The sequence below is a fragment of the Thermoactinomyces sp. CICC 10521 genome (assembly GCF_016055135.1).
In the GTDB taxonomy this organism is placed as follows: domain Bacteria; phylum Bacillota; class Bacilli; order Thermoactinomycetales; family Thermoactinomycetaceae; genus Thermoactinomyces_A; species Thermoactinomyces_A daqus.
Window position 1 is genome coordinate 120,402 of record NZ_JAECVZ010000001.1, and the last position, 18,446, is coordinate 138,847.

Here is an 18,446-nt window from a genome sequence, read left to right on the forward strand (position 1 = left end):
TCCCGTCCTCCATTTTTCAGCGCGTTCCCCGCTTTTTTGAAAGAATCCACGCATCGACGCGGCAAATATGGCGCGCCGGACAAAAACGGGGACAATCCCAGGTGGGCGAGACGGCAAAATCCCCTTGTTCCGCTTTGCTTAATGACTGGTCGATCAAGCGCTGAATATTCTCTTCCGTTTTCCGCCAGTCATCCGGATCGAGGGATTTTCTCGGATTCAACCCGACGCGTCCGGTTTCCTCTTTGCGCCATAACCCTTTATTTCGCTGGTTTGCCGCCGCGTTTCCTCCGTTTCCTTTCACATAATAAGCGCTGCCGATCGCCAAAGCGGGATCTTGCCCGAATCCTTGCTGATAAACCCATAAATAAAGGGGAAGTTGCAAACTTCTGCCTTGGCCGATCTGTTCGATTGTCGGAACCGTTCCCGTTTTGTAGTCGTAAATGGCATAATATCCTTCTTCATCGCGGTCGATCCGATCCATTTTCCCCTGCAACCGCACTTTTCTTTTCCCGCCGAGCACCAGCGTGACCGGCTCCGGACGCGAAGCGGGATCAAGCCGCCCCGTCTCCACATCCTCCTTGCAAACCGGCAATCCAAACGATAGTTCCAGATGGGCGGGAGCCGCATAAAATCCGGTTTTACGGCGCCATTCTTTTTCATGTTTCCAGATGGAAAGCAGTTTCTGCTTGATCCGGAATTTGTCGATCATGAGGTAAAAGGGATCCCGCTCCCTTTCTTCATCGCGCAACACCTCATCCGCCAGTTGTTCCAGACGGGCCAGCGCCCTTTCTTCATCCGCAAACGTCCATCGTCCCCGGCGATATTCATGAAAGAAACGGCATAAGATCTCATGAATCCGTTCCCCTTCTTCCCGCCAGGATAAACCCCGCTGCGGTGCTTCCTTTTCCGCTGCCTTCCACAATCGGATCGCCAGAAACTGAAAGCGGCATTCCACCAGGTGATTTAAAGCGCCGGCGCTCCAAACCCGCTTTTCCATTGCTCCCGCGATCCCCCGTGGAATGATTCCGTCATATCGGGTAAACACGGCTCCCCGGCGAAAGCGCTCCGCCTGAATGCGCGCCAGTAAATCCCGGCCTTTTTCTTGATCGGCACCAAGCATCTTCATGAACATTTCCAATGCCGGGTGTCCTTCTTCATCGAGAATTCTCTCCCCGTTTCGCAGTTGGATCAAGGCCTGGGCGAGTCCCTGTCCGTCGGAAAAACACCATTCCCAGCCGGCCGGCCGAATTCGTTGGGGAACATCGAGGGAAACGGTTTTTACACTGGCAAAAAGATCGGTGCACTCCTCCAAAAAAGGGGAGGGAAGCTGTTTTTTTCCTTCTTCGTCGGTATGCGGATAAGAGAGGACCAGCAGCTCGGTTGCCAGAGAGATCCCGGTAAAGAAAGGAAGCCGCTGTCGCTGGCGCAGTTCCCCTGAAGTCTCCAGCAAAATGCCTTCGGAGCGCAGGCGAACCCGTTCCGCGTCCGGGAGCAACCAATGATCAGCAAAAGGCCGGGGCCACCTTCCTTCGGCCAAACCAACCATAAACACAGCGCGAACCGGCTCTGCCAAACCCTGGTTTGCCTCCAGGATGCGAATGCCGCGCCGCTCTCCCTCCCGCGCCGTCAATTCACACCGCTCCGCCATCTGCATCAAAAACTGAACAAACTGCCGGTCGGTGACTTTTCTGTCACCAAAAATCCCTTCCAGGCTATCGCCCCATTGCCGCACCATTCGGTAGAGGGCATGCCATCCCTTCATTTCATAGGCAGCGAGCCAGGAAAGTTCCTTTTCGGCAATCAGTTCGCGCCAACGGTCAACCCGTTTCAAGGGCCTGATCCATTCAAGAAACCATTTTCCCCACTCCGCCCATGTCTGCGATTTCGGTATCGCTTCCATCCAAGCATCGCACTTTAAGCCATTTTCTTCAGACACCGGCAAAAAAGGAGAGTACAGAAGCTCTTCCACCTTTTTTCCGCCGTCATCCCGTGCCGAAAAAACAGCATGAATCATTTGTAAAAGGGGATGCGAACTCAGGAAATGCCTTTCTTCCGTGCGGACGGGAATCCCGGCTTCATCCAGCTTTTGATGAAGAAGCGGGGCGTACGCCTCCCGGTCTGATGTCAAGATCACCGCATCGTCCAGGTGGTTTTTCTCTGACAACAGCCATTGTTTCAAGCGGGCGACAACCATTTCCACCTCCGCTTCCATTCCCGGTGCGGCAATCACTTCCAGACCATCCGAATGAGGAAAAACCGGCGGATCGTCGTCGAAAACGTGTTCTGCCAAATGCCTGAGCGAATCACGGCGGACTCTCCCGCTGCCGGATCCGATTTCTCCGGCGATCCGGAACCCTCTGCAGGTGAGTCGCTCAATCAGCGGTTTCACCAATCTGCCCAGCCTCTCCCGCCCTTTCGGAACAATCAGATGCACATGAATCTCCACTTGTGTGACCAACTGGCCCAACAGGAGTTCCTGCAAACGATTCAGCTCATAAAAATGCCGCAAAACCAGGCGGCCGGGAAGCGAAACGGATTCCGGTTCCCGCTGGAATGAGCGCATCAATTCCATATACGGCTCTTCATGATCCCACAAGTTCCCTTCCCAAAGCAGCTCCTGATATTTTTCATAAATGGCGGCCAACTCCCGATATTTCGGTTCGTGCTTTTCCCACAATCGCTTCAGCCTGACCGGGCTGACCCCGGATCGCTTTAATTCGCCGATCACCTGCTCGATCATGCTGACACCGCCTCCCGGTTCGCTCAAAACCGTCGCAAGAGCGGTCAAGGGATGGTCCATATTTGCCCGCTGCACCGCTTCCAGCACGACCCATTGCTGCTCGGACGGTGACATCAGCCGCTGCCCGCGGTCCGGCAAGCAGGCACGCACAAAGCGGTCAAATGTCATCCGATTTTCCTGCATGTTCAAACCCATCCGGCTCAATCCGGGATCAATATAAACCGTATCGGAAATAGCCCATTCCGTTCCGCCGGGCAAATCCGCTCCATTTCCAATTTCAGGATCGAAATGTAAATAGAGCCAACCAGCCATGTGCCTGTTCCCGCCTTCCTTTTCTTCGTATATTTCAGTTAAAACAAGACACGTTAAAGAGAGATGATGATGGAGGTGAAAAAAATGGCAAGGAAAAAAGTGATTAAACAAAAAAAATTGCCGGAAGCAGCAGAGGAAATCAGAGACGACGTCGAATTTTCCAATGAGTTTTACGCCGATGAACCCACCCGTCATGTGATCAGTGCGATTCAAGAAAGTTATAGTCAGGCAGGAATCCCCGAACAAGAATAGAAAAATATTTGTTGTTCACGTCCCATGTCTTACATGGGACACCTTCTTTACGTATGATTTAGAAATAAAATTTATTGCACAAAGAGAAGAAATAGCATACACTTTTTTTTGATGCTATAATATAGAAACGTAAAATCAACTCGTTTTTCCTACTATATTTTTCGGGGTTTTCCCGAAGTTTTAGGCCTTTTTCTGTTCTTTTTATCCGATTATCTTATGAACATATTTGCTACAATCTTTTGTTTATTTGCAAACTTTCACCCCTGAACGGGAGGTTGCTTATGTTAAAAAGCACGAAAAGCACTTTGTATGAGAGACTGGGCGGAGAACAAACGATTGCCGCGGTGATCAATGAATTTTACAACCGCATGATCCAGGATGACCGGGTGAATCACCACTTTATCGGAGTTAATATGGAAGCGCTTCGGCGTCATCAAATTACTTACTTTATGAGTTTTGCCCTTGGCGGGCCCAAACGGTACGAAGGCAGCACCCTTCGCCAATCCCATGCCGGATTGAACATCACATCCGAAGAGTACGAAATCGCGATCAAGCACTTGAACAGCTCCCTGCGCAAGTTTAACGTTCAGCTTGAGGATATCGCCAGGGTGGAAGCTTTTTTGCGCAGTGTCAAACCTCATATCATTTATAAATAGCTTTGCAGGAGAAGCTCACCGGCACAACTGGATTCCGCGATGAGCTTCTTCGTTGTTCACTCCCATTTCTTCACAATCAAACTCACATTGTGCCCGCCAAAACCAAATGAATTGCTCATGACATAACGGCATTCTTTTCGTCTGGCCACATTGGGCACATAATCGAGATCGGCCCCCTCATCCGGTTCCTCCCAGTTAATTGTCGGAGGAATCAGGCCGGTATTCAGGGTCTGAACCGAAGCGATCATCTCAACCGCTCCTCCCGCCCCCAACATATGACCGGTCATCGATTTGATCGAACTTACAGGAACACGCCCGGCGTCATCCGCGAACACCTGCTTGATCGCCTGCGTTTCAATCCAGTCATTCAGCCGGGTTCCCGTTCCATGCGCATTGATATAATCGATTTGACCGGGAGAGAGACCCGCATCTCTTAAAGCCAAACGCATCGCTCCGGCCGCCCCTTCTCCGTCCGCCCGCGGTGACGTGATGTGATAGGCATCGGTGGTCACCCCATACCCTATCAGTTCGGCCAAAATCGGCACATTCCTGCGCAAAGCATGCTCCAACTCTTCCAAAACAAGCACCCCTGCCCCTTCGCCAGCCACAAAACCGTCGCGGTTGCGATCAAAAGGCCTCGAAGCCTTGGCCGGTTCTTCATTTTTCCTGGAGAGTGCGCGAATTTTGGAAAAAGCGGCCAAACCGAGCGGCGTGATCGGTGCTTCCGTTCCTCCGGCCAGAACAATATCCGCCTCCCCATACTGGATGGCTCGCATCGCCTCCCCGATGCAACTGCTCCCGGTGGCACAGGCAGTCACCACAGCAGCAGACGGTCCCCGTGCTCCCAGCGCGATGGCAATTTCGCCGCTAGCCATGTTGGAGAGCATCGATGGAGCCAGGTAAGGGCTGAGACGATTGGGTCCCTTTTCCAATATTCTTCTGTATTCCTGCTGAATCATCGCCAATCCGCCGCTGCCCGAACCGACCATCACGCCAACGCGCTCCGCGTCCCATTTATCCTCATGTAATTGTGCACGGTGAAAAGCCTGTTTGGCGGCAATCACCGCATATTGGGAAAATAAATCCATCCTCCGGGCATCTTTGGCATCAAGGTAATCCTCCGGATCATAGTCGTGGATCTCCGCAGCAATCTTCGTGGGAAAATCGCACGGATCGAATCGGGTAATCGGGCCTGCCCCGCTTTTTCCGGCGACCAGGTTTGCCCAAAAAGTATCCGGATCTTTTCCCAGCGGCGTTAAACAGCCATATCCCGTTACTACCACTCGTCTTTTAACCATCGGCCACACCTTTCCCGGAAAAACATTTGGATTCCATTGTAGTTTGCCGGAAAAGAGGAAAAATCATGCAGAAATAAAAAACCGGCCGGGATAGAGCATCACCGGAAAAGAGACTTAAGCAAGGCCGGGATGGAAGCAGGGCATCCGGAACCAGAGCGGACCAAAACCCGGTACCACATAAAAAACCCTTTGCCGGCAAGGGACAAAGGGTTAAATCAAGGCTTAATCGATTTCGATGATTTTAAATTGTATGGTACCGGAAGGTGTCGCAACATGAACGACATCATCGACACGACGCCCGATCAATTCTTTTCCAATCGGCGATTCGTTTGAAATTTTAAATTCGGACGGATTCGATTCAGCGCTTCCAACAATCGTATATGTTTCCCGATCGCCGTCGGGAAGTTCCTGAATGGTCACTTTTGAACCGACGCTCACAACATTTTTATCCAAATTGGAACCGATGATTTTCGCATTGCGAATCATATTTTCCAGCGTAATAATCCGGGATTCAATAAACGCTTGCTCTTCTTTTGCTGCATCGTACTCGGAGTTTTCGCTTAAATCACCCTGGGCGATCGCCTCTTTCAAGCGTTGTGCCACTTCATGACGTTTCGTCGTTTTGAGATGTTCCAATTCCTGCTTTAATTTCTCCAGTCCTTCTTCCGTTAACAAAACCTCTTTATTATTTTGCGACATGTAATTTACCTCCTTCAATCGACAACAGACCGCTTTGGACGGCAGGAATTTCCGCCGCCGGCACGGCTTTTTCATCCCGCGTTGTAAGCGATTACACAACACTTTCCTCGCGCAGTCACCCGTTTTTGCCCGATCCGGCAAAAGGGTTAAGCCAAAAATCAAGCTGCTGAATATATTAGCACATTTGCTTGTTTCGTCCAAGGCATTCGGAAAATTTTCCACACCTTTTATTTTCCCTGAAGACGCCGGGATCTCATTTCCCATACTTCTTCATTAACCAAATACCTTGGCTTTTTCCCTGCAAAGTAATCTGCTAGATTTTGCACCGCAAGCTCAGCCATCGCTCTTCGCGTCTCTTTCGTGGCGCTGCCAAGATGAGGGGCGAGCACAACATTGTCCAGCCGGATGAGCTCGTTGGGAACCAACGGTTCACGTTCATACACGTCCAACGCCGCGCCGGCTATTTTCTTCTCCTGCAACGCACGGATCAGTGCCTGTTCATCGACGACTGCACCGCGCGCCGTATTGATGAGAAATGCCGATTCTTTCATCTGCCCGAGTTCCCTTGCCCCGATCAGATGATGAGTGGCCGGGGTATACGGCGTATGCAAGGAAACAAAATCGGATTCCGCCAGCAAAGAATCGATATTGGCAAATTGTAACCCCAACTCCCTCTCGATTGCAAGAGGCAGACGCGTGCGTGAATAATAAAGAATATTCATGGCGAAGCCCCTGGCCCGTCGCGCGACTGCCCGGCCGATTCGCCCCATGCCGATGATGCCGAGCGTTTTTCCGGTGACTTCGGTTCCTTGCATAAACGACGGCTCCCAACCCCGCCAACGTCCCTGGCGAACCAGGCGGTCCCCTTCGGTAACTCTCCGCGCAACATCGAGCAACAGCGCCCACGTGAGATCGGCAGTGGCCTCAGTCAAAACATCCGGCGTATTGGTTACGACAATACCTCTTTTGCTGGCCGCTTCAAGATCAATATGATTGTAACCCACCCCGTAGTTACTGATGATTTGAAGCCGTGGACAAGCTTCGATCACTTTTTCCCCAATCGGGTCGGTTACGGTGCAAAGGAGCGCATCCTTCCCTTGCAGCCGCTGAATGATCTCCTCCTGTGTCCATGCTGCTTTGTTTGACACGATGTCAAGCTCAGCTTCAGTTTGCAATCGCTCCAGCATCTGCCGGTCGATTTCATGCGTAACCAACACCTGATGGTTCAATCTGGCTCCTCCTCATTTCCTTCTACGATTCTTATATAAGTATTGTTAGTAATCGTAATAATATTCGACAAAAAGGTGCGTCTTCCCTTCTGAATACCCTGTTTATTCAAAATAAAACGGAAATTTCCTCTGGCTTTCAATGTTATAATAATAGCAAAAAACCATCGCGAAACAAAGGGGGCAACAATTTGAACTCCATTTTGGATCTGGATGCAACGAGCCTGTCTGCGAAGATCAAAGCAAACCAACTCACTCCCAAGGAAGCGGCCGAAGCTTATATCAATCAAATCCGTGCCACTCATCCCGTAATCAATGCAGTGACTGAAGAGAGGTTTGCAGATGCGCTGGCTGAAGCCGAGCAGATGGCTTCCCGCCCGAAAGAAGGCAGATTATTCGGTGTCCCCGTCAGTGTCAAAGAATGCTTTCATGTTAAAGGCACAAAAACGACCGGCGGCCTCTCTGCACGCACCCGGATCATCGACAAAGAAGATGCGGAAATCATCCGCCGCCTCAAACGCGAAGGAGCCATTATCCTCTGCAAAACAAATACGCCTTCCCTCTGTTTTTGCCAGGAAACGGATAATCTCGTATTCGGACGCACCAACAACCCCTGGAATCCCTCCTGCAGCGCGGGTGGCTCGAGCGGCGGTGAAGGTGCCCTGATCGCAGTCGGGGGAGCCGCCGTCGGAATCGGGGCGGACATAGGCGGTTCGATTCGATTTCCGGCCCATTTTAATGGTGTCGTCGGTTTCAAGTCAGGTTTCGGTCAAGTGCCTCATGAAGGAATTTTCCCACCGATTTCCCACCCTGTCCAGCAAAGTATGCTGGGAGTCGGAGCATTGGCCAAATCAGTCGATGATGCCAAGCTGATTCATGAGATTCTCTCCGGCCGGCACGTGCCCGCAGCCTCGTCCCGCTTTTCCGTCATCATCCCCGTGTTACCCGCTGCTTTCCCGATGCAGAAAGCGACTGTTGCCTGTCTGGAAAACATGGCGGCACATCTAAAAAATAACGTATCCGTCGATCACGACCCGCCTCCTTATCTGGCAGAATCGGCGCAGTGGTGGCAATGGATCATGTCCGTCGACGGTAGCAAATATTTGATTGGGGAAATCTTGGAAATGCGGATGCGCCACGTGGCGACCGAATGGCTCAAAGCAAAAGCGGGTTTGCCGCACCGCCTGCACCCTTATCTCACCTGGGCCCTGATCGCATCACGTTTGTTTAAACCAACGGCATCCACTTGGCGGAGGTTTATGGAAGCGTTTTCCCTCGCCAAAACCACGGTGCAAAACTATCTGCAATCCCGCGTGCTGATCCTGCCTGTTTACCATTCCACCGCACCCGCTCACGGTCAACAATATCGCGAGATTTTTTCTGTACGACGAACATTCCGAAAATTCCTCCCTTTCATTACCTATGCCAATACATTTGGCTTACCGTCGCTAACTCTTCCCGTCGGTGAGGATGAAAACGGAATGCCGCTCGCTGTGCAACTGATTACAGCAACCGGGCAGGAAGAGCTGCTTTTTCGGCTCGGAAAAGATTTGGAACGGACTTTCCGCGGTTACGTGCGCTGCGACCGGTATGATCCCCGCACATAAACATTGATGATCTGTAAGTCACCCCAAGCTTCACTGCCCCGACACAACGCACATGCGGAAAAGAGCGAGAAGAGCTGTATTTTTCTTCTCGCTCAGTGGTTAAACCCGCAAAAGGAGCCCGCCGGATTCCGGTGTTTCTCTTTTACTTGCGGTTCCGCGTCGCAAAGGCTGCCGCAAAATCGCCGGGCCGGGTCGTGAAGTGCTAAAACCGTTCCCTGTACCGCTGATAGAGATAAGAAACAGCAAGCAGAATGACGCCGAGCGCCATAAACGAGACAATGCGGTACAGCGTCTCAATCGAGGAGAGATCAAACAAAAAGATTTTCAGGATGGAAAGCCCGAACAGGCTGATGGCCGACCAGCGCAGCCAGGCCCATTTTCGCCAAATCCCGGTCAGCATCAACAGAAGCGAATAAAAGATCCAGGAAATGGACAGCGCGAGCTGCTTCTGATTCTCGATTTGATGTTGCAAAACCGGATTGTCGGTGTTGAGGTCCCACAAACGGTGCGCAAAAATGCCGCTGATTTCAACCGTAATTAATTCAAACAAAAGTACGACCAACAGGATCCGCGCGAGAAGCACCCAGATTCGTTTGGCCTCCAAAGCCTTCCCTTTCGATTGGTACAAATACAGACAGGCGGCGGAGATGAACAAGGCCGCAAAACGAATGTTTATCACCGGCATCCAATTGATCCGCGCCGGCAAAAACAGCCCTTGAAACATGACCGACAACACGCCCAAACCAAGACTTCCCCAGGCGAAAAACAAAATCAGTTTCTGCCGGAAACTCCTGCCGAGCCACACGCACAAAAGACTGTATCCAATCCAGCTGAGGGAGATAAAAAATCCCTTGTACCATTGGGCCCGGGTATAATCACCAAACGCCGGCGCAAAATAGTCTGATGTCCCTCCCACTTCCAATGTGACGATTTCAAACAGCAAAACCAGGAGCGCTCCCAGCAACAAAACCGGAGCCCACTTCAAGGATGGGAGCGGTTCAGCCTTCCTGCCGCGCCACAGCATGAGAATGACGCAACCGATCTCAACCAGAAAGGCGAGAAAACGCATATTGAAAACAGGAACAAAGGAAGAGAGCGGCTGATCCGCCATTCCCCAGACGGCGACGGAGACGAGCGCGAGAAACATCATGCCCCAGGAGACGGGGACCAACACGCGCACCCGCTGTCTCAGCCCGGTTTCATGAACGAGCAAACTGTATAATGCCCAGATCATATATAAGACAAAATAGCGGTTCAATTCCCAGAACCCTGTCCGGGCAGATCTGTCAAAATAAATGTTGATTTCGTTCGACAGCCAGAAGAACAGCATAATGGCGCTGCCGGTATAAAAAATTTCAAACCAGGGCTCCCATCCGGGGGTGCGGCTTTTTCTGATCTGACAGGCCTGAAATGTGACCATCCCGGCCCACAGGAAATAAGAAAATGTTTCCCGGTTCCACACCGGAATCCAATGATGCAATGACAAGATTTCAGCTGTCCAGCCGAGGAGCAGCAAGGCCGCAATCCCGTAGAGCGCCGTTCCAAAATAAAAAGCTTGCTTCACTTTTTCCCTCAAAGCCAGCCAAACCAGCACAAACGACTCGATCGTCCAGACATTGGCAAGTGCCAGCCCATTCCACTTGATCATGCCGGCCAACGTAACGAGAAAAAGAAAAGTAAAACCGTAACGGTTTCGCTCTGTCTTGGAAAACTCCCGTTCCCGCCGCTTCCATTTGAGCCAGGCCAGCGGCAGCAAATAGGCCACACTGAAAAGATAGACTTTCTCTCCTGTCCATACCGCATGATGAAGCGGCAGTATAAGGAGGCCGAGAAGCATGAAAAAGGCGTTAAAGCTGGCGGTCACCAAATGGGCGGCGGGCCAGACCCCCGGCTTGCGCGCCACTGCCAGCTCGTACAGGTAAAAGATCAGCCAGAAGGCTGTTAAATATAACAGATGCCATGAATGGGAGCTTGACGTCATCAGAGCAAAACAGCAGACATAGATCGCATAAAGTGTCAGATGATATAAAATGGTCCAATTCCTTTTTTTCAAACTGATTAATACCATGCCCAGGGCGACAAACACCAGATAAGTAAACAGGCCCACTTGATTGCCAGGATCAGCTCCCAACACCGGCAGGGTGATAAAGGCCCCGATCCAACCGAGCAGGGAAATGGCCAGTGAATCATAAACGAGTGCCTGCCATAACGCCAACATGGTTACCAGCGACATGAGGAGAATCGCCATGCCGAATGACAAAAAATGATAAAAATCAAAAGCGGCATAGACGGAAGCATATAAGGTGGCAGTGCCTGCCCCGATCAGCCCCTGGGCGAAAATGGGCAACTGCTTCCGATAATAATGGCGCCCGCCTGCCAGGAGCAAAATTCCGAAGGCTCCCCCCATGAGGACGCGAACGATTTCGTTTACCCAATGATGATCAAAAGCGTACTTCACAAAAAAGACCAGGCCGATGACCAAAGCGACGGCTCCAATTCGGTTGAGCCAGCGCCCGCCGATCAGATACTCCCATTCTTTCCTGTTTCGCTTCGGACGGCTCGGCTTCTTCGCTTTTGCTTCTTTTTTCGGCACAGACTGAACCGGAACAGACGGTTTGTCCGGAACGGGAATACCCGGTTTGGCTGCGACGGGCTGGCCGGGCATCGGTTTTTCCGGTTTCGCAGCCGGTTGTGAAGCTTCGGCCGGCTCCGCTTGCGGCTTCATCTGTTTCTCAATCCGTATCACCCGTTTTTTCAGCTCGTTGACGGTGAGAAACAAATAAATCCATCCGGCCGACAGAAGAAGCAACAATAACCACATGAAAAAATTCAAGCGTTGTCTTACCCCCTTTTTCATCAACATTTATCCTATTATAATTGATTTACGAATTTTCTGGGTAAACTATTTCCTTTTCATTTGAATTTTTCCAGCCAGCGCCCGGGTATGTTGCCCGAGTGCTTTTTGTTACAATATTCAGAGGAGAGCGAAGGAGGAAAGATCATGAATTTGGTTGAGATGAGCTGGGTGCATGAACACCTGAACGACCCCCGGGTTTTGCTCGTTGAATGCCGGTTTACGCTCGGCAGTCCGGAAGCGGGAGAAAAGGCTTACCGGCAGGAGCATTTGCCGGGTGCCTTTTATCTTGATCTGGAAAAGGATCTGTCCGGCAAAATCCAACAGCACGGAGGACGCCATCCCTTGCCGGACCCCGAAGACCTGGCCAAGACTCTGAGCGCGATCGGAGTGGACGAGAACATTCATGTCATCGCCTATGATGATCAGGGAGGATGTATGGCTGCCCGCTGTTGGTGGCTTCTGACATATCTGGGCCATCCGAAGGTCAGTGTGATGAATGGCACGTTTCAGCTGTGGAAAGAACGCGGTTACCCCGTTACCGCCGAGGTTCCCTCCCCCACACCGCGCAGCTTTAAACCGCACATCATAGCGGAAATGGCTGCGGATCAGGACGAGGTAAAACAAAAAATGAACCGTCAAGATACTCTGCTGATCGACTCGCGGGAACTTAACCGCTATCTCGGTCTGGAGGAACCGATTGATCCCGTCGCCGGCCATATTCCCGGGGCCGTAAACTTCTTCTGGAAAGATGTTTTGCGTCCGGACGGGCAATGGAAAAGCAAAGAGGAACTGAAACATCATTTTTCCTCTTTGCCCAAGGATAAGGAAATGATTGTTTACTGCGGTTCCGGTGTAACAGCCACGCCCAATGTGCTCGCACTGAAAGAAGCCGGATTTACGCGGGTGAAACTCTATCCGGGGAGCTGGAGCGACTGGATTTCCCATAAAGAAAATCCGATTGCGACAGGGCCGGAAAAAGGCAACGGTTGAGGCAGCCAATGAAAACGCCAAGAAGGGGCATGATCATTGCCCCTTTTTTACTTCATCATCTTTTTCAGCAACTTCAAGCCGCTTTGGCTGAAGTGGTAACGAAACGGGAAATCGATTTTCGTCGATTGTTTTACAATGCCCTTTTGGTGCGAAAAACAATCAAAACTGAATTTGCCGTGATAGCTTCCGATTCCGCTCGGGCCCACGCCACCAAACGGCAGGTACGGCGTTGCCAGATGAACCAGTGTATCGTTAATCGCCCCTCCGCCGAACGAAACGGATTCGATCACTTTTTTCCCGGTTTCCCTGTTTTCCGTAAAGAGATATAAAGCCAGGGGTTTCGGCTTCTCACGAATCACCTGAATAACCTCGTCAATCTCCTGATATGAAAAAACAGGCAAAATCGGCCCGAAAATTTCTTCCTGCATCACCGGCATCTCCCATGTGACTTCGTCCAGTAAAGTAGGGGCGATCAAAAGTTTCTCTTCATCCTTTTGCCCGCCATAAATCACTTTCCCGTCGTTCAGGAAGCCGGACAGACGGGCAAAATGCTGCTCATTGACAATGCGCGTATAATTGGGGTTGACCAGGGGGTTTTCGCCGAAAGCACGGGAAATTTCCGTTTTCATCCGAATTATCAACGCTTCTTTCACTTTTTCATGAACATAGAGAAAATCCGGCGCGACACAGGTTTGCCCTGCGTTGATGAATTTCCCCCACACCAGCCGTCGCGCCGCCAGATCAATATGGGCGTCCTCCGTGACGATGACCGGGCTTTTTCCACCCAGTTCCAAGGTGAACGGAGTGAGCGATCGGGCCGCTTTTTCCATCACGATTTTCCCCACACGGGTACTGCCCGTAAAAAAGATATGGTCAAACGGCAGATCCAACAATGCCGAACTGGTCTCAACGCCACCTTCCACGACTGCGACGAACTCGCTCTCAAAAATGCCTGTCAGCATCTGGTTTATCACTTTGGCGGTATGCGGCGCCAGCTCGGAAGGCTTCAGCACGACACAGTTGCCGGCAGCGATGGCACCGATCAGCGGGGAAACCGTAAGTTGAAACGGGTAATTCCAAGGAGAAATGATCAGGCTGACCCCGTACGGTTCGGGACAGATATAGCTTCTGGAACCGAACAGCATCAAAGGAGTTTTGACCCGTTTCGGCTTCGTCCACGTTTTCAGATGTTTCATCACATACTTGATTTCTTCATAGATGACGCCCAATTCCGTCAAATAGGTTTCATACTCGGACTTATTCAGGTCTTTTCTCAGTGCGGTGATAATATCCGGTTCATAGCGGCGAATCGCATCACGCAAGAGGCGGAGTCGTTCATAACGAACCGGTGTCTCTCTTGTCTTCCCTTCGTGAAAAAAAGCCTTCTGTTTGGCAAGCAGCTCCCGCAAATGATCCACTGGCCGTACTCCTTCCCATTCCGAATTCTCTCCAACCATGCAAACGCAAACCGGAACTATGTTTCCTGCAAAAAATCGGAAATGCCGAATTTGCTCGACCATTCCCCCGCCAATCTCGTCCGGTAGGCGTCGCTGAGAAAGCGGGACGCTCCGTTGTAAATCAGCTGCAAATATTCTTTGCTCGGCTTGATCTCTTCCTGTTCTTTGTTCACAATCGTATAGGTCATTGCGCGAACCAGCTGCTCCTGAAAGCAAACGTGGACATCCATTCGCTTATATTTGCCGCTCGGAACCCCCTCCCGCTCATCCAACGGTTCCAATGCTTCAGGCGTGATCCGATATAAGACGCCTTCCACCTCTTCGCCCGGCGCAAAAACCAGATCGGCCACCCCTCCATTCCGTTTCTTGCTGAATGCACTAAAGACCAGCTGATAATCCTTCAGGACTGCTGCTCCCGCCACTTCATAATGATCCTTTCCGACCGTTTGGGCAAAGCTCTGCTCGTCCATGCACGAACCATAGGCAAAGTAATAAATCACCTGAATTCCTCCCTTGTAAAACAAACCATCATCGTTTAAATTTAAGAGAAGATTAAAAGGCGAACCCTATATTTTGAATTTTAATTCATTTCATTCGAAAGGTGAATCAAATGGTTACAACGGAAGATAAAATTTTTGCGGTTTTATGCCATGCCAGCCTTTTCTTCTTTCCTTTTCTGCTTCCTGTCATCTTGATGATGGCGAAAAAAAATTCGCCTTTTGTGCAGCACCACGCCAAAGAAGCGTTCGCATTTCATCTGTTCTCACTGGTCGCCGTGGCGGTGAGCGCGGTTCTGACGCTGGTGCTGATCGGATTTTTGCTGATTCCCCTCATCTCGCTCTTTGCCTTCTGCGCAACCATCATGGCCGTCATTCGCACGATCGGCGGGCAACTTTACCACTACCCCGTCACAAGCGGAATCGTGCATCGCCATTAGAAAAAAGCGGGCATTCCCAAATGGGTGCCCGCATGCTTCCACCGCCTTCAGGGACGGCCGGCAACCTTCTTTACCATTTCCCCCGTTCCGACAGGTACATGCCGGATGGCCAGCCAGGCCAACAATTGCGTAAATCCGATGATCAGCACAAACCAGCGAATCTGAAAAAGATTGGGGAAGGTACTCATCCACCAGATAAAAAAGAGAATCCCCGTGATCCGGCCAAGATTCAGGGCCAATTCCCGTGAAACCACACATTCAATCCGCCGCCGCGCCGCTCTCTCCGTGGCACCGATCACATCAAAGACGGAGGCCATGAGCGGAGCCGCATAAAAAGGATAGAAAAAGGCAGCGCCGACCCCCAAAATCCACAGGGATCCACTGCTGAGAGAGACGACGAGGGGAAGGATGAGAATCCCCATCATCGCCGCCCCGATCAGGAGAAAACGGTAACGAAGGGCCGGTTTCATATAACGGCTGACAATAAAAAATCCAAGACAGGAAACCGCCGATTGTACCGTAAAAAAACCGCCCAATTCCCATTCATTTTTCGTCACCACAAAAACGAGCAAACTGATCAAAAAGGTGAAAATGCCTTCGCGCAACCCTTGCGCCGCCATGGCCAAACTCACCCAGTACCAATTGCTGCCCCGCGTCCCGGCCAGTTTCAGAACGGGAAGCAACTGATACTCCCCGCGGGTGCGGCGGGATTTAAAAAAAAAGCTGACCATCACGGCACTGATGAAGATGGCTAGCGAAACCGCAAAAATGATGCGGTAACCCGCAAACTTCCCCATATGGCTGATGATGTAACCGGAAATAAACGGGGCCACGATCCCGGCAACCGATGTGAGAAAACCATTGACTCCGTTAAACACATCCCGATTCTTCCGGTCGGTGATTTCAAAATAGAGAACATTAAACGCCAGCCAGAAAAACCCCGATCCCACTCCCATCAGAATTCCCAGCCAGAATATATAATCGACGGCTTTCGTGCCCAACCATAAGACAGACAGATAAAAAACTGACAAACCGGCTACTCCCAAGCGAATTGCAATCACCCGCTCGATATGCTTGGTCATCCAGCCGGCCAACACAAAAGTGGCAGCGGCTGAGCCATAATGAATGGTATTGAACCAACTGATCAGAATCCAGTCGTTTTTTAGTTTCCATAAATAAATATTGACAAACGAACTGGACAGAGCGGATGCGATGGCAAACAGACCACTCATGAGCAAAAGCAACCAAGCTTCCCGATCAAGCCGGTCAGTTCTACCAAAGATGTGCATTGTCTCTCACCAGTCTTAGCTTAACCAAGAACTCTCCTGCACCATGCACTTTTTTTGTAAAAGCGGATGACGGCCAGGCATGTCCGGTTTTCACCACCATCATGCCGGCCGTCTTTTTTACTGCTCGGAATCTTGATTTTCTTTCATCTGCTTATATTGAATAAAGATCGCGGCAAACACAAACCCGCTTAAAAGGGCGAGGATATGGGCAAACAGAAAATGATAATCGAAGACCAGATTGATGATCAAGATGACGAGCAATCCCCTGCCGAGGAGCGGATGAATCATCCCGCGGATATACAAAAAAAGATAAACACCGACAAGGCCGTATATCGATTCAAAAGCGCCGGTGTAAACCCCTTCGGTTCCCATCAGATAAACGCCCAGATTTCCAAAGAAACCCGTCACCAAAAAAAGAAACAAGAAGGGCAGCTTTCCAAAAAACCATTCCAACTGCGGAGCCAATATGTATATGGAGAGCGCAACCACGAACAACTGCATGAAATCCACATGAACAAACAGTGAAAAAATTAACCGCCAATATTCCCCTTCATCAATCCGCCAACCGACAAAAGCCCCGTATCGTCCCCAGGTCGAGGGATCGTTCGCTTTTCCTGACAGGAGGATCATGACAAAAACAATGGTTTGAACAAGGATGATGCTGGTCACAACGGGGAAAACCTGCGGAAAGCGCTTAAGGGGAATCAACGTGTGGCGAAGCATCCCGGTCGTCCTCCTTTTTTTTGACCGCTTCTGCAATGGCCTGTCCCATCTTTAATTTGATTCCCGGCTCAGGCGAAATCATCCATTTGATGCTCTTTGGTTCAAACAGCAGAATGACGGTGGAGCCAAATTCAAACCGGCCCAATTCCGCTCCTTTGTCCAGCACTTGCGGTGACTGATAACACTTGTGGAAAGCCGCGCACTTGCAATCGGGGTTGGTGACGATATTGTCATCATATTCCACCTTGATGCTGCCGACGTTGGTTGCGCCAACCTTGACAAGCGCCATCCAGCCGAATTGGGTTTCTATGTAAGAAACGATTCGTTCATTGATCGTAAACAGACCCGGAAACAGGTTGACTCCTGTTTCATTCACCGGATATAATTCCCCCGGAATATAGGAGCATTCACGAATGACACCTTCAACCGGCATATGAATCCGGTGGTAATCGCGCGGACTTAAATAGATGGTAAGAAACTGTCCCCCTTGCAATTTGCGGACGAAGGAAGGGTGATCATTCAAAAGCTGATCAAGCGAATAGTCTACCCCTTTCGCCTGAATCAGAGTGCCTTTCTCAATCTGCCCGGCCTGGGAAACGGTTCCGTCAACAGGGCTCACGATCACGTCATCCCCTGCGGCAATCGGCCTGGCTTCAGGTGTCAGTTCCCTGACAAAAAAATCAAGCAGGTTTTGGAATTCATGCAACGGTTTGCGAACCGGCTCGAGATCAATATCAAAATAACGGATGTAGACAGGTATGAGATGGCGGCTGAGCGGATGCCGGGCAAACTTCCCCATCAGCCGGGATATTGCTTTTTTCGGTAAGCACCGCCAAAACATCGTTGATACCGTTTGCTTCATAAAAGCCTCCTTTGGTTTTGATGAGCTTGGCAAAAAAAGGGAGAAATAAATCACCTGCCCCCGGGCACTCTATCTAACAGGAGGTGATACGAATGGATCAACAAAGCAAAACCAATGCACAACAAGTTCGTGCCCAAAACCAGGCATCCAAACAAAGCCCGGGTGGATATCAAAGCTATAAAAATGAGTTTGCTTCCGCTGCCGGTACGAGCGCAAGTGCTGCAGGTGCTGCAAACAAAGGTTTCCAAAATGAGTTTGCTTCGGCTGCCGGAGCAAGCGCAAGCGCTGCAAACAAAGGTTTCCAAAACGAATTCGCTTCCGCTGCCGGACAAAACACCAAAGCAGCTGCTTACAAAAACGAATTCGCTTCCGAAACTAGCGCACAACAAGTTCGCCAACAAAACAGCCAATCCATGGCTCAAAAAAACAAACAATAATTGCGTATCACTTCTTTACAGATAAGTCCCATCTGCTCAGGTAGATGGGACTTATTTCTGCTTGTTGGCACCGTTCCATTTGCTCTTTTTGGCACGAATGCAAG

The 18,446-nt window shown here is 50.6% G+C and carries 16 protein-coding genes; 6 read left to right on the plus strand and 10 right to left on the minus strand.

Going from position 1 to position 18,446, the window contains the following annotated elements:
- Positions 1 to 16: 16 nt before the first annotated feature.
- Complete coding sequence (locus I8U17_RS00660; protein WP_198058899.1) at positions 17 to 3,052, minus strand: PD-(D/E)XK nuclease family protein; 3,036 nt, start codon at positions 3,050 to 3,052, stop codon at positions 17 to 19.
- A gap of 84 nt (positions 3,053 to 3,136) precedes the next feature.
- Between I8U17_RS00660 and I8U17_RS00665 the strand changes: the two genes are divergently transcribed.
- Both I8U17_RS00665 and I8U17_RS00670 read left to right on the plus strand, forming a co-directional pair.
- Complete coding sequence (locus tag I8U17_RS00665) at positions 3,137 to 3,304, plus strand: hypothetical protein (protein WP_160173838.1); 168 nt, start codon at positions 3,137 to 3,139, stop codon at positions 3,302 to 3,304.
- 281 nt (positions 3,305 to 3,585) lie between these two features.
- The gene (locus tag I8U17_RS00670) at positions 3,586 to 3,960 is read left to right on the plus strand and encodes a group I truncated hemoglobin (RefSeq protein WP_033100890.1); all 375 of its coding nucleotides are present in this window, start codon (positions 3,586 to 3,588) and stop codon (positions 3,958 to 3,960) included.
- Positions 3,961 to 4,016: 56 nt separating this feature from the next.
- Here the strand turns inward: I8U17_RS00670 and fabF are convergent, their stop codons facing one another.
- The 3 genes from fabF to I8U17_RS00685 all read right to left on the minus strand — a co-directional run bounded on the left by fabF (position 4,017) and on the right by I8U17_RS00685 (position 7,186).
- Positions 4,017 to 5,258, minus strand: a complete 1,242-nt coding sequence (fabF, locus tag I8U17_RS00675) for a beta-ketoacyl-ACP synthase II (protein WP_033100889.1) — start codon at positions 5,256 to 5,258, stop codon at positions 4,017 to 4,019.
- Between the two features lie 222 nt (positions 5,259 to 5,480).
- Entirely contained in the window at positions 5,481 to 5,957 is a 477-nt protein-coding gene (gene greA, locus I8U17_RS00680; RefSeq protein ID WP_033100888.1) for a transcription elongation factor GreA, read from the minus strand.
- A 227-nt stretch (positions 5,958 to 6,184) separates the two neighbouring features.
- Complete coding sequence (locus tag I8U17_RS00685) at positions 6,185 to 7,186, minus strand: 2-hydroxyacid dehydrogenase (protein WP_232330817.1); 1,002 nt, start codon at positions 7,184 to 7,186, stop codon at positions 6,185 to 6,187.
- A 188-nt stretch (positions 7,187 to 7,374) separates the two neighbouring features.
- Between I8U17_RS00685 and I8U17_RS00690 the strand changes: the two genes are divergently transcribed.
- Positions 7,375 to 8,790, plus strand: a complete 1,416-nt coding sequence (locus tag I8U17_RS00690; protein ID WP_198055221.1) for an amidase — start codon at positions 7,375 to 7,377, stop codon at positions 8,788 to 8,790.
- 202 nt (positions 8,791 to 8,992) lie between these two features.
- Here I8U17_RS00690 and I8U17_RS00695 read toward each other — a convergent pair whose 3' ends face one another.
- Positions 8,993 to 11,623 carry a DUF2339 domain-containing protein gene (locus tag I8U17_RS00695; RefSeq protein WP_198058900.1) on the minus strand — a complete coding sequence of 877 codons (2,631 nt, stop codon included), beginning with the start codon at positions 11,621 to 11,623 and terminating at the stop codon, positions 8,993 to 8,995.
- A gap of 165 nt (positions 11,624 to 11,788) precedes the next feature.
- Between I8U17_RS00695 and I8U17_RS00700 the strand changes: the two genes are divergently transcribed.
- Positions 11,789 to 12,637 carry a sulfurtransferase gene (locus tag I8U17_RS00700; protein WP_198058954.1) on the plus strand — a complete coding sequence of 283 codons (849 nt, stop codon included), beginning with the start codon at positions 11,789 to 11,791 and terminating at the stop codon, positions 12,635 to 12,637.
- Between the two features lie 47 nt (positions 12,638 to 12,684).
- On the opposite strand, the gene I8U17_RS00705 is transcribed toward I8U17_RS00700, so the two are convergent.
- Together I8U17_RS00705 and I8U17_RS00710 are read right to left on the minus strand one after the other, a co-directional pair.
- A complete protein-coding gene (locus tag I8U17_RS00705) occupies positions 12,685 to 14,055 on the minus strand; it encodes an aldehyde dehydrogenase (RefSeq protein ID WP_370589193.1) in 1,371 nt (456 codons plus the stop codon).
- A gap of 56 nt (positions 14,056 to 14,111) precedes the next feature.
- Entirely contained in the window at positions 14,112 to 14,594 is a 483-nt protein-coding gene (locus I8U17_RS00710) for a gamma-glutamylcyclotransferase family protein (protein ID WP_052154189.1), read from the minus strand.
- Positions 14,595 to 14,704: 110 nt separating this feature from the next.
- On the opposite strand from I8U17_RS00710, the gene I8U17_RS00715 reads away from it, so the two are divergent.
- The gene (locus I8U17_RS00715; RefSeq protein WP_033101020.1) at positions 14,705 to 15,031 is read left to right on the plus strand and encodes a DUF4870 domain-containing protein; all 327 of its coding nucleotides are present in this window, start codon (positions 14,705 to 14,707) and stop codon (positions 15,029 to 15,031) included.
- 47 nt (positions 15,032 to 15,078) lie between these two features.
- Here I8U17_RS00715 and I8U17_RS00720 read toward each other — a convergent pair whose 3' ends face one another.
- The 3 genes from I8U17_RS00720 to asd all read right to left on the minus strand — a co-directional run bounded on the left by I8U17_RS00720 (position 15,079) and on the right by asd (position 17,905).
- A complete protein-coding gene (locus I8U17_RS00720; protein WP_198055218.1) occupies positions 15,079 to 16,320 on the minus strand; it encodes an MFS transporter in 1,242 nt (413 codons plus the stop codon).
- Positions 16,321 to 16,437: 117 nt separating this feature from the next.
- A complete protein-coding gene (locus tag I8U17_RS00725; protein ID WP_033101019.1) occupies positions 16,438 to 17,043 on the minus strand; it encodes a rhomboid family intramembrane serine protease in 606 nt (201 codons plus the stop codon).
- On the minus strand, positions 17,015 to 17,905 hold the full coding sequence (gene asd / locus I8U17_RS00730; protein WP_052154187.1) for an archaetidylserine decarboxylase: 891 nt from the start codon (positions 17,903 to 17,905) through the stop codon (positions 17,015 to 17,017). The genes I8U17_RS00725 and asd overlap by 29 nt, the downstream gene beginning before the upstream one ends.
- 92 nt (positions 17,906 to 17,997) lie before the next feature.
- Between asd and I8U17_RS18675 the strand changes: the two genes are divergently transcribed.
- Complete coding sequence (locus I8U17_RS18675) at positions 17,998 to 18,342, plus strand: hypothetical protein (RefSeq protein ID WP_033101018.1); 345 nt, start codon at positions 17,998 to 18,000, stop codon at positions 18,340 to 18,342.
- The last annotated feature ends 104 nt before the right edge of the window (positions 18,343 to 18,446 follow it).